11 protein-coding genes and 2 pseudogenes are annotated in these 13,531 nt (G+C 51.2%); 7 read left to right on the top strand and 6 right to left on the bottom strand.

All coding sequences use genetic code 11. From position 1 onward, the window contains the following. The first annotated feature begins 96 nt into the window (after nucleotides 1-96). A complete protein-coding gene (locus METLU_RS0100240; protein WP_027156489.1) occupies nucleotides 97-1,338 on the top strand; it encodes a M23 family metallopeptidase in 1,242 nt (413 codons plus the stop codon). A gap of 78 nt (nucleotides 1,339-1,416) precedes the next feature. Here the strand turns inward: METLU_RS0100240 and METLU_RS0100230 are convergent. The 3 genes and pseudogenes from METLU_RS0100230 to METLU_RS0100220 form a co-directional block, all read right to left on the bottom strand. Then, nucleotides 1,417-2,100 (bottom strand): annotated as a pseudogene (locus METLU_RS0100230) (IS6 family transposase). 575 nt (nucleotides 2,101-2,675) lie between these two features. Continuing rightward, entirely contained in the window at nucleotides 2,676-3,194 is a 519-nt protein-coding gene (locus METLU_RS0100225; protein ID WP_027156486.1) for a GNAT family N-acetyltransferase, read from the bottom strand. Next, entirely contained in the window at nucleotides 3,172-3,465 is a 294-nt protein-coding gene (locus tag METLU_RS0100220) for a type II toxin-antitoxin system TacA family antitoxin (RefSeq protein WP_027156485.1), read from the bottom strand. Before METLU_RS0100220 ends, METLU_RS0100225 begins: the two co-directional genes overlap by 23 nt. Nucleotides 3,466-3,770: 305 nt before the next feature. Between METLU_RS0100220 and METLU_RS0100215 the strand changes: the two genes are divergently transcribed. Beyond that, on the top strand, nucleotides 3,771-4,451 hold the full coding sequence (locus METLU_RS0100215) for an IS6 family transposase (protein WP_036242577.1): 681 nt from the start codon (nucleotides 3,771-3,773) through the stop codon (nucleotides 4,449-4,451). A gap of 506 nt (nucleotides 4,452-4,957) precedes the next feature. Further along, nucleotides 4,958-6,700 (top strand): DUF7948 domain-containing protein, encoded by a 1,743-nt coding sequence (locus METLU_RS26500; protein WP_051299691.1) that lies wholly within the window; start codon nucleotides 4,958-4,960, stop codon nucleotides 6,698-6,700. Between the two features lie 194 nt (nucleotides 6,701-6,894). Here the strand turns inward: METLU_RS26500 and METLU_RS0100205 are convergent, their stop codons facing one another. Next, a complete protein-coding gene (locus METLU_RS0100205; RefSeq protein ID WP_027156483.1) occupies nucleotides 6,895-7,575 on the bottom strand; it encodes an IS6 family transposase in 681 nt (226 codons plus the stop codon). Between the two features lie 74 nt (nucleotides 7,576-7,649). Here METLU_RS0100205 and METLU_RS28550 point away from each other — a divergent pair. Continuing rightward, a pseudogene (locus tag METLU_RS28550) lies at nucleotides 7,650-7,865 on the top strand (transposase); the annotation flags it as partial. Between the two features lie 12 nt (nucleotides 7,866-7,877). Here the strand turns inward: METLU_RS28550 and METLU_RS0100195 are convergent. Beyond that, complete coding sequence (locus tag METLU_RS0100195) at nucleotides 7,878-8,867, bottom strand: IS481 family transposase (protein WP_027156481.1); 990 nt, start codon at nucleotides 8,865-8,867, stop codon at nucleotides 7,878-7,880. A gap of 57 nt (nucleotides 8,868-8,924) precedes the next feature. Continuing rightward, nucleotides 8,925-9,581, bottom strand: a complete 657-nt coding sequence (trhA, locus tag METLU_RS0100190) for a PAQR family membrane homeostasis protein TrhA (RefSeq protein ID WP_027156480.1) — start codon at nucleotides 9,579-9,581, stop codon at nucleotides 8,925-8,927. A gap of 742 nt (nucleotides 9,582-10,323) precedes the next feature. Between trhA and ltrA the strand changes: the two genes are divergently transcribed. From ltrA to METLU_RS0100175, 3 genes are all read left to right on the top strand, one after another. Beyond that, entirely contained in the window at nucleotides 10,324-11,910 is a 1,587-nt protein-coding gene (gene ltrA / locus METLU_RS23985) for a group II intron reverse transcriptase/maturase (protein WP_231383505.1), read from the top strand. 373 nt (nucleotides 11,911-12,283) lie between these two features. Then, nucleotides 12,284-12,442 (top strand): cupin domain-containing protein, encoded by a 159-nt coding sequence (locus METLU_RS28195; protein ID WP_196806454.1) that lies wholly within the window; start codon nucleotides 12,284-12,286, stop codon nucleotides 12,440-12,442. A gap of 11 nt (nucleotides 12,443-12,453) precedes the next feature. After that, a complete protein-coding gene (locus METLU_RS0100175; RefSeq protein ID WP_027156479.1) occupies nucleotides 12,454-13,512 on the top strand; it encodes an NAD(P)-dependent alcohol dehydrogenase in 1,059 nt (352 codons plus the stop codon). Nucleotides 13,513-13,531: the final 19 nt, after the last annotated feature.

Below are 13,531 nucleotides of genomic sequence, written 5' to 3'. Positions count from 1 at the left end.
ATATGAGAAATATGCGGTCTGTTTGCCTAATTTACAACACACAGTCAATGCCTGCATCGACCGCAATTACCAATTAGCATAATAGGAGAATACTGTATGCGAGAAAGCGTAAATTCCACCTGGATAGCATTCAATCATCCGCTCGAAGGCCGCCTTCCGTTCATGTACTTGGATACGAGAAGCTTTGTTACAACAGGAATGGGAAACATTATTGAGCCACGCAGTACGGCTGAGGCGTTGCCATGGTATGACCAGAATACTGGCGATACCGCCTCCATTGATGAAATCGATGATGCGTGGGATTTAGTGAAGCTCAGGACGGATCTGTCCCAGCTTGGGGGAGGTGCGTTCAAAAACATTACATCTCTACGACTGACCGATGCCGCCATCGATGACCTTATCTTCTCCAAGCTTTTCGAGATGGAGAGATACTTAGAGCGTAGAGCGCACTTCAGAGACTTTCAAAACTGGCCCGCAGACGCGCAACTCGGACTACTGAGCATGGCATGGGGGATGGGCCCAGCTTTCAATTTTCCACGGTTTCAGGCATACGTTAGTGAGCGCCGATGGGCGGACGCAGCAACTGAATGCCGATTCAATCCCGATGTTGGGACAATCAAGGTCAGAAATGACCGTAATCAGCAGCTGTTCAATAATGCTGCGTTGGTCGAAGAACTGGGACTCGATCCAAGCGAGTTGCTGTGGCCGGCGCGAACAGCACCCTCAAAGGAAGATTTTGGTCTTGTGTGCCGACTCGAGGCCGACACCACAGCCGAAAGAGCCCTCGACGTTAGAGCAGCATTCGATGTGGAAATGCAGTTCTCGGTGGATCCGACCGGATTCACGAGGGGATACGGTGGACCGAATCAAGGAGGCCACCAAGGGCCGAATTGGTACATCCAGTATGGGATGGATCTTGGCGCCCAAACGGGCACAGCGGTGTACGCCGCATTTGATGGTTATGTGACGAGGTACACCCCACATAACCCGGCTCAAGATCATGGAGGCGTCTACGGCGCCCAAATCTTCATGAGACACTCTAATAATATGATGGGTGGTTTCTATACCCACATTACGAACGTTCCAGGATATATTGGGGTTAATTCACAAGTCGCGCGCGGCGATTTTCTTGGTACGGTTGTATCATTTGGCGGCATTTCGCCCCACCTGCATCTTGCACTCGTCGAGATCATTGGCAATCAGTATGTCGGCGTGGATCTTTACCATCTTTTCCTTGAGCTCGAGACGATATACGCCAAATATTATGTGCCGGTTAGATTCATGCAGGACGGAACGCCGCCTGTACCTCAATGGGGCCGGATGCAGGGTAAGAGGTAAGCGCCGATTAGGAGAGCATGCAAAGGTTGTGTCGCAAAGTTTAGCTAAAGTCAGAGAATGCCTACCCTGGAGGCAAGACTATCCTGCTAAGGCCATGAATTGCTTGTAGGCAGGAATGTTCTCATCTGACAACTGTCCTTTTCGGATCATATGTGCCGTTTCGATGCCATCGATTGTTGCTTTGGCCGAATGAAATGCTCTGAAACCCATCATAGGCTTTGTGATTTTCTTGATGAAGCGGTGATCCTGTTCAATCAGATTCTTCAGCTATTTGATCTGAAGAATTTCAACAAAACTAATGATTCCGGCCAGCATCAGCAGGAAGTTAAGATTTTCTAGTCCAACATAATTTGCGCCGCTCTTGTCCATGACTACTTTCTTTGGAAAGCCATTGTTATCTATGGCTTGCTTAAAGAATGCAGTGGCCGCGGCTTCATCGCGTTTCTCGGAGAGCATGAAATCAACGGTGTCGCCAAACTTATCAACAGCACGGTATAAGTAGACCCACTGGCCTTTGACCTGGATATAGGTCTCATCCATCTTCCACGAAGTGGCAACAGCTCGTTTATTTTTCTTTGCAGCCAAAGCTAATGATGAAGAATATTTTATTACCCAGCGATTCAGTGTCGAGTGGTCAACCTTGACGTTTCGTTCGGCAAATATTTCTTCCACATCTCGATACGAAACACCATATCTGACGTAGAAAAATACCGCGTACAAAATAACATCTTTGGGAAATTGGGTGCCGCTAAAACTGATCATCGATTAATTCAGAAATTGCAAAATATTACCCCAGACCGATAAACTTTGCGACACAACCTCCTTTGGAAAATGGGTGCCTTTTAAACGGATCATCCAGGTTTTCAATGCCTAAAAATGGGTAATTATCGCCCAGCCTGACAAACTTTGCGACAGAACCGACACAAGTCCTTATTTCTCCTCGAAAAATCGCCAGAATAATTCCCCAGTTAGGGTTTTGCGGCCTAGTGCTGATAAGTGAAGTAATCGGCAGTATGAACTATAAATAATTAAATATTTCAGTGAAATACTGAAAAAAATTTTTATTAGTTCGATGAATGGCCCCGGAAACAGGTGTTTTTCAGCAGGGGAGGGTGCGTTTAAACAAACGACATTAAAGTCCCATAGCATTTTGAGAAAACCCATAGACGACAAGGCTTGGCGTCAATTATGGACTTCTCGAAAATTCGGACTGAAAATCGGGCTAAAATGGGGTTGTTAGAAATGGGTTCAAAGCCACGTCAGCTATGACGTTACAAAAAATCCTATGAAACAATTCTGTCGTTTGTTTAAATGCACCCTTGTTACTCTAATCCTAATCATAGCCCCATGGATTTCCGGATGTCTTTAATCAGGAGGAAAAGATGATATGGATCCGTTGGCGAAGGAAAGAAATTGAAGTGTTCGTAAAAATCTCGCGCACGGTCATCCTTGGCGTGAACCAGAAATGCCCGGATGCCAGCAATATCAGCTGCCTGCACGGTTCGTCGCATAGCGTCCCGCAACAAGCCTGAACCCACACCTTTTCCCTGCCATGCCAAGTCTACGGCGAGCCGTGCCAACAACATCGTGGGAACAGGTTGGCGGGATAGGCCTTTAGCCAAACGCTCGGGCGCATCATCATAGGATATGCTGCTCACGACCAGTGTGTAATAACCCATGATCGTGCCGCCATAAGAAACGCCAACATAAGTTTGCGCTCCATCGGCACGCTGGTTCATGAGTGCGTAACGTTGTAAATAGCGGTTAAGGTTTTCTTGTCCGCAATGAAAACCGTTAACGTCATGAGTGCGCTGCAGCTTCTCGATACAGGGGCTATGCTTCTTGTTCAGGCCCATCAAACAGCCCTGGTTCCTGCATCAAACGTTCAAGACGAGGCAATGGACGCGGCGGCGCATCAAGAGCCGCTTGAAAGGCTTCCCATTGCTCGGCGTCAAGATGAAAATGCCGACGTTCCGCCAAGATTTCATTGGCCGCCCCCATCGCGTTTTCCAAAATGAATTCGCTGATCGTCTTGTGTCGCAATAAAGCGGCCGCTTGGATGGTTTCTTTCGCTTTCGGATCAATTCGAAGATCGATCCGGTTACTACGTTTGGTTGTTTTCATCATCAAGTTCCTCCATTTAATAATTTAGCATAAATGTACACACAATGACAGTACATAATGATAATCTTAAAAACGTTTACTTGGAGGTGTAAGCCGGAATCCCTGAATTGTCCGTAATTAGCTGTAGTTTCTTGATTTCATAATCGCCATTTCTTGCACATATCCGGGATTTTCATCTCAGATTAACTGATTTTATAAATTCAGTTTTTCTCACATTAATTGCCCCTGTTTTTTAGGGTTCTGTTGCGTTAGATTGATAGGCCGCTGTCGGGTAAGCTAAGCACCCAATGAATTGCACAGCGAACCACATGATCGACTTCAAAGGCCGCCGCATCGAAAAAGCCATCATTCTGATCTGTATCCGCTGGTATCTGGCTTATCCGCTGAGCTACCGGAACCTGGAGGAGATGATGGCGGAGCGCGGCGTCGAAGTCGACCATTCCAGTATTTACCGCTGGGTTCAGAAGTTCACGCCTAAGCTGGAGGCCGCTTTCCGCAAAAGCAAGAAACACTCAGTCGGCAAGAGCTGGAGGATGGACGAGATGGTCATCAAAATCAAGGGCCAGTGGCGCTATCTCTATCGTGCCGTCGATCGGGATGGCCAGACCATCGACTTCCTACTGACGGCCCACCGGGACAAGCAGGCCGCTCTGCGCTTTTTCAGGAAAGCGGTACGGCAGCACGGCCTGCCGGACAAGGTCACCATCGATAAGAGCGGCGCCAACACGGCCGCTATCGAGGCGCTTCAGGAGGAAACCGGCTACAAGATCGAGATCCGCCAGAACAAGTATCTGAACAATTTGATTGAGCAGGATCACCGGGCCATCAAACGCATTATTCGACCGATGCTCGGCTTCAAATCTTTTCGTTCGGCCAGAATCACTTTGCAAGGCATTGAACTGATGCACATGATTAAGAAAGGCCAGATGGCTTCTGACAATAATCAAAATCTGTCTGCCACAGCACAATTTTATTCATTGGCCGCCTAAAACCAGTTTGGAATAGCCCAAGTTGTGGCTGACTGAAATTAACGCAACAGAACCACATATGGCTTATTTGGAAAAGTCGCCGGAACGGGTTCGGAGCTTCTTCCTAGACAAACACGTAAAATATGCCGCTTAAAACTTCAAAGGGCCGGATCAATATTATCCATTCTGACGAATTGATATTACGTTGTCTAACGTATTGATTGTTCTGCCTTCCACACTTACCATCAATTCTCTAGGTTATGGGCTGGTTTTTTCAGTCAGGGGCTATCTTGAGAGCAACGTATGCGCGATAACAGCGGCCTGCATTCGCTTGTTCATCACGCCAATAGCCCCACGGCTTTTTCATTCCATTGCGCATCAAACCTCAATCCTGTGCAACACGACTTCCGCTTGTTTAATTTATTTGACATCAGGAGATACTCGTGGAACCAACTCAATGCGTTACATCGAACAGAGATAGTAGGCTTCCAGGCAGTGCTGCCGCAGTAATAATCTGTCTGGCTTTTATGTCTGACCTGTCTTCAGCCGCCCCGCAAATGGCGGCGGACGTAAAGGCCCGGGTTCAAGCCAACTACAACAAGCTGCCGCTCAGTTTTGAGGCCAACCAGGGCCAGACGGATGCCCAGGTCGAATTCCTTTCCCGGGGGAATGGCGATACCCTGTTTCTGACACCCACTGAGGCAGTGCTGCACCTGAAGAAAGCACCCGAGAACGACGAGGCCGTGCTGCGGATGCAGATGGTCTGGGCTAGCCCCAGCCCTCGTATTCTGGGCCAGGAAGCGCTGCCCGGACGGGTCAATTATCTGATCGGCAAGGACCCCGCCAGTTGGCGCACGAACATACCCACCTATGGCAAGGTCGCGTATGAAGACGTCTATCCGGGCGTGGACCTGGTGTACTACGGCAATCAAAGGCATCTGGAGTATGACTTCGTGGTGGCGCCGGGCGCCGATCCTCGCCAGGTCAAGCTGGCTTTCAAGGGCACTAGTCATATCGAGGTCAACCCGGAAGGAGAACTGGTTCTGCAAATGGCGAACGGCACCATCCGCATGCACAAGCGGGTCCTCATCTACCAGGAGATCGATGGTGCCCGCAAGCCCATCGGCGGCGGCTATGTGCTCAAGGCTGGCCAGACGATCGGCTTTCAGGTGGCAGCCTATGACGCCGCCCATCCGCTCATCATCAATCCGGTGCTGGTCTATTCCTCCTACCTGAGCGGCAAAACTCGCTGGGGCAACGATATCGCCGTGAATCCGCGGGGACAGGCCTATGTGACAGGGATGAACAAATCGCCCGATTTCCCGGACGTGAGCGCCCCGCAACCTAGATCTCGTGGCAGTGGTGCCGATGATAACGATGTTTTTATAGCGAAACTCAATCGCCAAGGATCCGCACTTGTTTATTCAACCTACCTGGGCGGCAGCGGAGGCGACATTGGTTATAGTATCGCCGTGGATCCGCGGGGGCAGGCCGTTGTGACAGGGAAAACCGGATCATCCGACTTCCCGATCAAGAACGCCATGCAGCCTGTTTTCGGTGGCCCTGGAGGTTTTGCTGGTGATGCTGGTGATGCCTTTGTCGCCCAGCTTTCAGCCGACGGCTCGGCGCTGAACTATTCTACGTACCTGGGAGGAGAATTGCATGACATGGGTCGGGGTATCGCCGTGGATCAATTGGGCCGAGCTTATGTGACAGGGTATACCGAGTCACCAAACTTTCCAACTCGCAATGCCTTGCAGCCCGCTGTGCTCGGTTATAATCGTTCTGATGCCTTTGTTGCCCAGTTTACGGTCAATGGGGCGCTGCGCTATTCCACCTACCTGGGCGGCAGCGAAGGCGACATTGGTTATAGTATCGCCGTGGATCCGCGAGGGCAGGCTTATGTGACAGGGGTTACCGATTCATCATCCGACTTCCCGATCAGGAATGCCGTGCAGCCTACCTTCGGCGGAGAATTTGATGCCTTTGTGGCCAAGCTTTCGGCCGATGGCGGAACGTTACGCTATGCGACTTATCTCGGCGGCAACGAAGAAGATTTTGGTGACAGTATTGCTGTGGATCCGCGCGGTCAAGCTTATGTAACGGGGCGTACAAACTCAACTGACTTTCCAACCAAGAATGCCGTGCAGCTTGTTTGCGGTGACCATGGAGGTGATGCTGATAATGTTTTCTTTCTTAATACCTTTGTCGCCCAGTTTTCAGCCGACGGCTCGGCGTTGCGCTATTCTACGTGCTTGAGAGGAGAATGAGCTGTTGTGACGGGATACACTAGTTCGTCCGACTTCCCGACCAGAAACGCCTTGCAGCCCATGTTGGCTGAGGGCTCTGACGCCTTCGTGGCAAAAATCAGAAACGATAGTCAGCCTTAAATAAGGTCGGGAAAAAATGCTGGTTCTGTTGCGTTAATTTTTGATAGGCACAGATGGACTATCGGCTGGCAGTATTAAGCTGCCAAAGCATAGAACTGTTCGGCAGTAGATAGACTCTGCCCATCGATCATGAGCATTTGTCCCTTCTTGATCATATGCATCAGTTCAATACCACGCAAAGTGCAGCGAGCTGAGGCGAAGGTTTTGAACGCGAGCATTGGCCGAACAATACGTTTGATGGCCCGGTGGTCCTGCTCAATTCGATTGCTCAGATACTTGCTCTGGCGAATCTCGATCTTGTGGCCGGTTTCCTCCTGGAACGTCTCTAGGGCCGCCGTATTGGCGCCACTCTTATCGATCGCGACCTTGTCCGACAGGCCGTGCTGCCGCACCGCCTTTTTGAGGAAGCGGAGCGCAGCTTTCTTATTGCGATGAGCCGTCAGTAGGAAGTCAATGGTTTGGCCCTCTTTGTCGACGGTGCGGTAGAGATACATCCACTGGCCTTTGATCTTGATGACCATCTCGTCCATCCTCCAGCTCTTGCCGACTGAGTGTTTCTTGCTTTTGCGGAAAGCGGCCTCCAGTTTCGGCGTGAATTTCTGAATCCAGCGGTAGATGTTGGAATGATCGATCGTCACGCCGCGCTCCGCCATCATCTCCTCCAGGTTCCGGTAGCTCAGCGGATAAGCCAGATACCAGCGGATACAGATCAGAATGATGGCTTTTTCGATGCGGTGGCCTTTGAAGTCGATCATGTGGTTCGCTGTGCAATTCATTGGGTGCTTAGCTTACCCGACAGCGGCCTATCAATCTAACGCAACAGAACCTTATTGAAGCGCACGGGGCGACGATCAAATACCTGCCGCCCTACAGTCCTGACCTGAATCCGATCGAGCAAGTCTTCTCCAAGCTGAAGGCGCTCCTGCGCAAGGCGGCGGAACGCACTTACGATAAGCTTTGGCGGCTCATTGGTAAACTGTTGGATGAGTTTCATGCGGATGAGTGCCTCAATCTTTTCAGGCATTCAGGCTATGTTTCTATGTAATAGATAAATACTCTAGATGTTTAGTCCCACGATGTGCTGGATGGGGTCGATTCTGAAGCGATCAGGATCTTTTGTCCAGATCTGACAGATGTATTCGTAGGGTGTCAGCCCTTTGAGCATTTTGAGCCGCTTGGCGAAGTTGTAAACCATAACGAACGCGTGCAGATGTTGCTTGAGTTGATTATGTGAGCCGTAGTGATACTGTTTTACAGTCGCCTCTTTGAGCGTTCGATTCATGCGTTCGACTTGGCCGTTTGTCCATGGATGCTTAGGTTTGGTCAGCCGGTGATCAATATCGTTCTTAGCGCAAGCCAGTTCAAAGGCATGTGCGCGGAAGATATGCCCGGCCTCCAAAGCCTCTTTGAGATCTTTTGCGGTGGAATGCCGATTGCCCGGTGTGGTGAAGTGCGTTCCGTTGTCGGTGAGAATGGTGTGGATTTTGTAAGGAACGGCGATGATAAGCTCTTGCAGAAAGTTTCCCGCAATTTGACGGGTTGCCGTCTCGTGAAGTTGTACGAAGACAAACTTGGACGTACGATCAATGGCAACAAACATGTAGAGCTTGCCCTCCTCAGTGCGCACTTCGGCGATATCGATATGAAAGTAGCCGATCGGATAGTCTTTGAATTTCTTTTTATCTGTGGCGTCTTTCGTATCCGGTAGGCGACTTATCCCATGCCGCTGGTAACAACGATGTAGAGATGACCGTGTCAGATGAGGAATGCTGGCTTGCAAACTGTAAAGGCAGTCGTCTAAAGACAGGAGAGTATGCTGCCGAAAGGCGACGCAGGCGGCTTCCTCCTCTTTTGTCAGAACTGTTGAGCGAACCTCTTTGGGACCCATAGGGGCATCTTGAACCGTTTGCCGCTTGCGCCACTTGGCAACCGTTTTCGGGTTGATCCCGTGTCGAGCCGCCAGTTTGTTCAGGCTCTCTTGACTATGTTGTATCGCTCGACGCACCGCCTCTGTCGTGCGGGCGCATCCGTGTAAAACTTGTCCCATAGTTCCTCCCGTTGTAGCTGGCTATACTTTACACCAGCACATCGTGGGACTAAACATCTAGACAGCGCACCAAAGTACTGCAAAGTAGTGGCATGTAGTCCCCGCGATAACGCACAAGTGCCAGATTAAATGCCCAAACCGGAGGTGAGAATCGATTGCCAGGAAAGCTACGCCTACGGTGTAGGCCACGCCTCCTGCAATCAGCAAGTGCACGCCGAATTGTGGCATCTTGGCAAATAACGGATCGAGTATGATCACGATGAGCCACCCCATGAGCAAATAAAGGCTGGTAGGAATCATCAGACGCGTCATTTTACCGAACGCCAACAGTGCAACGCCGACCGTAGCAAGCCCCCAGATAAGGCCGAGCATTGTCCAACCCCAGGTCCCCTGAAGAACCCCTAAGGTAAACGGCGTATAAGTACTGGCAATAAAGATAAAGATTACCGCTTGCTCGATTGCCCGAAGCACGCGTTTGGTCTTCCCTGTTGGAAAAGCATGGTAAAGCGTGGAAAGAAAATAAAGTACCACCATGGTCGCAGAGAAAAGGCTCGCGCCGATAATAAATGCTGAGTTTTCGTGGCGTTCCGCCTGCGTGATCAGAAACGGTGTTCCCACCAGGGCTCCGACCAGGCCTAGACCATGACTGACACTATTAGCGATTTCTTCCCGTCGCGATTGTTCACGTTTGGGCGCTGAAAATAGTTTACGCATACGGACTCTCCTGCGTGCTAACGTTAAAGATGACCGACACTGAACAGCTATGTTGATAGCTTCGTTTAACAGAAAAATTTGATTTCATCACCGCTAATGAAGTTCAAGCGCTCACAGGCTGAGTTCGAACTCAGCGGAATCCGCTTTTCCGCTGGTCATTTATACGCTGACAAAGCGCCGTTGATAGTGTGAACGGGTCGGAGTGGGCGATTGAATACAAATAAAAAAGCGGGTGTCGCACGCAGAAAACACTCGAAGGCTATTTCATTTAAGACTTAAAATTTTTAGAGCTGAGAGGCGGCTCAAGGCTAATAAGCAGTCATTCATTGTCAAATCCTGATCGTCGCCTTCGGGTCGCTATGGATAGCTATACATAGCGACCCATTGCGGTGTGCGCCAGGATAAGCTGGCAAAGGATAGGAGGTGAAAGTCCTCTACGAGATAAGGTCTAGCCCACCGAGTGATGCGCGGTTACCCGCGAGGGTAAACGTGAAACGTTCACAGGGGAGACCATAGGCTGGGTATTGAGCTGCGAAATGGGTCGAACTTCGAGGTGCTGATTCCGTACTGCTGAGGAGAAGGCAATATTGGTTCATGCGATTTGGCCAGCATGAGTCCAAACCTCGCGCAGTCGTAGACCCCAAGCATGTGGAGAAGTCCTTTGTACGGAACCTGGGAGGTCTCATCTGTGCTCGATAGGCATATCGAGCCGGTTTATTAAGGTAAAAACTGAACGATAAATATGCACGCAGATGAGAAGTCGGACAAAGCCGTAGTACCGAAGAAGCAATCGAACAAAGAGGGCTTGCCCTCGGCGGAGGTTGTGGAGGGAAGGACTTTGCCCAAGAGGAACATCGGTCAGGCAACCGCAGTCCGGACTCAGAGCCGGGGAGCTGCGTCGAATGGATTGGCTGGTGTGCGCCAAGCGGCGCGACAAAAGAAGGATGTACAGTTCACCGCGTTACTGCATCACATCACCCTTGAGCTTCTGGAGCAGAGTTATTTTTCGCTCAAGCGAAATTCAGCTCCCGGACTCGATGGCGTGACGTGGCGTGCCTATGGCGACAATCTTCATGAGAAGCTAACGGCATTACATAACCAGATACACCAAGGCAGCTATCGTGCCCAACCCGCTAGACGGACGATGATCCCGAAAGCGGACGGCACAGAGCGACCATTGAGTATCTTGTGCCTGGAAGACAAAATTGTCCAACAGGCGGTGGTCTATGTGCTAGAAGCCATCTATGAAGAGAGTTTCATGGGATTTTCGTATGGATTTCGGCCGGGACGTAGCCAACATGATGCGTTGGATGCCCTCAGTGCCGGGATTTATAGAAAGAAGGTGAACTGGGTGTTGGACGCGGATATCCAGAAGTTCTTTGATGCCATGAACCATGACTGGCTGATGCGATTTCTTCAACACCGAATCGGGGATAAACGTTTACTGCGTCTCATCGCCAAATGGTTAAAAATTGGCGTCATGAAAGGCTCTCATAGGGAGGCTAGTGTTCAGGGTGCCCCGCAAGGGGCTGTGGTTTCGCCGATCCTGGCGAATATTTACCTGCACTATGTGTTCGATCTATGGAGTCATCAATGGCGACGACAAAAAGCCCAAGGCGACATGATTATTATCCGTTATGCGGATGATACTGTGCTCGGTTTTGAATTCGAGCAAGAGGCAAAACGCTTTTTGCAAGATATGCAAGAACGTTTACAAGCGTTTGGTTTGACTTTACACCCCGACAAAACACAGCTGATCCGTTTTGGAAGATATGCGATAAGCAACAGGAATCGGCTGGGAGAAAGAAAGCCGGAGACTTTCGACTTTCTGGGCTTTACGCATTTCTGTACGCAGTCCCGGAAAAACGGAGCCTTTGTGATCGGGCGTCAAACGATAAAGAAGCGCATGCGAGCAACGTTGCACGCGATCAAAAGTGAGCTGCGAAAACGCTGGCATGATCCGCTGTCAAAAACCGGCGAGTGGATTCAAAAAGTTCTGCAAGGACATTTGAACTATTTTTCCGTTTCAGGCAATGATTCCAGTATCTGGCTGTTCTTCAATGAAGTTCGCCGCCTATGGTTGCATCGTATTAGAAAGCGCAGCCAAAAAGGGTTTATGAACTGGAATCGATTTGTTCGGATAACCGCGCGTTTCTTCCCGAGAGTTCGATTATTACATCCTCACCCTTGTTACCGCTTTGACGTTCGTACTCGAGGGAGGAGAGCCCAGTGCGTTAGCAGCGCACGCTGGGATCTGTGCGGGGGGTACCGGGCAACCGGTATTCCTACCGTGACCTTTCATTCGAATTTTCTGAATGGCAACAATTAGCCGTATAGCGGCCAGTTGCTGAGTTGCTTGGGCAATCAACTAATAACGCGGTGCTGAACTTGCTGCCTTGTGAGAAGTCGGAAAAATAGACCCTTGTTCCGATTAAACAGAGGACGCTGCAAATGAACATCAACCGAAGTGGTTCTCAATCTTCCACCCAAGGACCGGCCGAGTATTTCACCGGTAAGTACGCATCGACCCGCTGTTCTAAGCAACCGCTCCGGCACGCGCCCTCAGCGTCAGTGTCACGTTCGAGTCCGACGCTCGAACAGCATGACATACCCATCCGTTGGGCCAAACCCTGATCGTGACCGCCGGCTGCGGCTTAGCCCAGAGCTGGGGAGGTCCTATCTGAGAAATTCGGCCGGGTGACGTGGTCTGGTGCCAGCCGGGTAAGAAGCATTGGCATGGCGCCACGCCAACCACGGCCATGACGCACATCGCGATTGTCGAACAGCTTGATGGCAAGACCGTCGACTGGATGGAAGAGGTCAGCAACGAACAATATCAGGCCCCAAGAGCAAACGAATAGGAGCATAAACCATGTACAACGTGAAGGCTTATTCAGCGGCCAGTGCGGCATCGCCTCTGGCCTCCGCCACGATCCCCCGTCGCGATCCGACGGAAAGCGATGTGCAGATCGAGATTCTCTTCTGCGGCATCTGCCACTCCGACGTGCACCAGGTACGTAACGAGTGGAGCAGCGTCATGCCCACGGTCTACCCAATTGTGCCCGGCCATGAGATCGTCGGCCGTGTCACCCAGGTCGGCTCGGCCGTTACCAAGTACCAGCCCGGCGATCTCGCGGCGGTCGGCTGTCTGGTCGATTCGGACAGGACCTGTCCGCAGTGCCAGGCTGGCTTCGAGCAGTTCTGCCCGAACCTGACGCTCACCTTCAATGGTATGGACAAGCACCTCGGAGGCGTGACCTACGGCGGTTACTCCGCTAGCATTGTCGTCGACGAACGCTTCGTTCTACGCGTCCCTGCCAACCTCGATCTCGCCGGAGTTGCGCCGTTGCTCTGCGCAGGGATCACGACTTACTCCCCCATGCGCCACTGGGGCGTTACCCAGGGCCAGAAAGTTGGCGTGGTCGGTCTCGGCGGATTGGGCCACATGGGCGTGAAGTTTGCTCATGCGCTCGGCGCCCAGGTCGTGGTGTTCACCACGTCACCCGGCAAGAAGGAAGATGCGCTCCGCCTCGGTGCGGACGCAGTCGTCGTCTCCCGCAACCCCGACGAGATGCAGAAGCACACCGGCAGCTTTGACTTCATCCTCGACACCATCTCCGCCGATCACGACATCAACGCCTACATCAACCTGCTCCGACGCGACGGCAACATCACCTTAGTCGGCGCTCCCTCAAAGCCCTTGCACGTCTCGGCCTTCAGCCTGATCATGGGGCGCCGCAGCCTGTCCGGCTCCAACATCGGCGGTATCGCCGAAACCCAGGAGATGCTCGATTTTTGCGGCGAACATAACCTCACCGCCGACGTTGAAGTCATCCCCATCCAGAAGGTCAATGAAGCTTACGAAAGACTGCTCAAGTCCGATGTGAAATATCGCTTCTGCATTGATATGGCTTCTCTTAAGTCGGAGTGAAGGAAATGCCCACATTAAC

This window comes from Methylobacter luteus IMV-B-3098 (genome assembly GCF_000427625.1).
GTDB lineage: Bacteria > Pseudomonadota > Gammaproteobacteria > Methylococcales > Methylomonadaceae > Methylobacter > Methylobacter luteus.
Note: the sequence above shows the minus strand (reverse complement) of the source record. Positions and strands in the feature narration are given on the sequence as shown.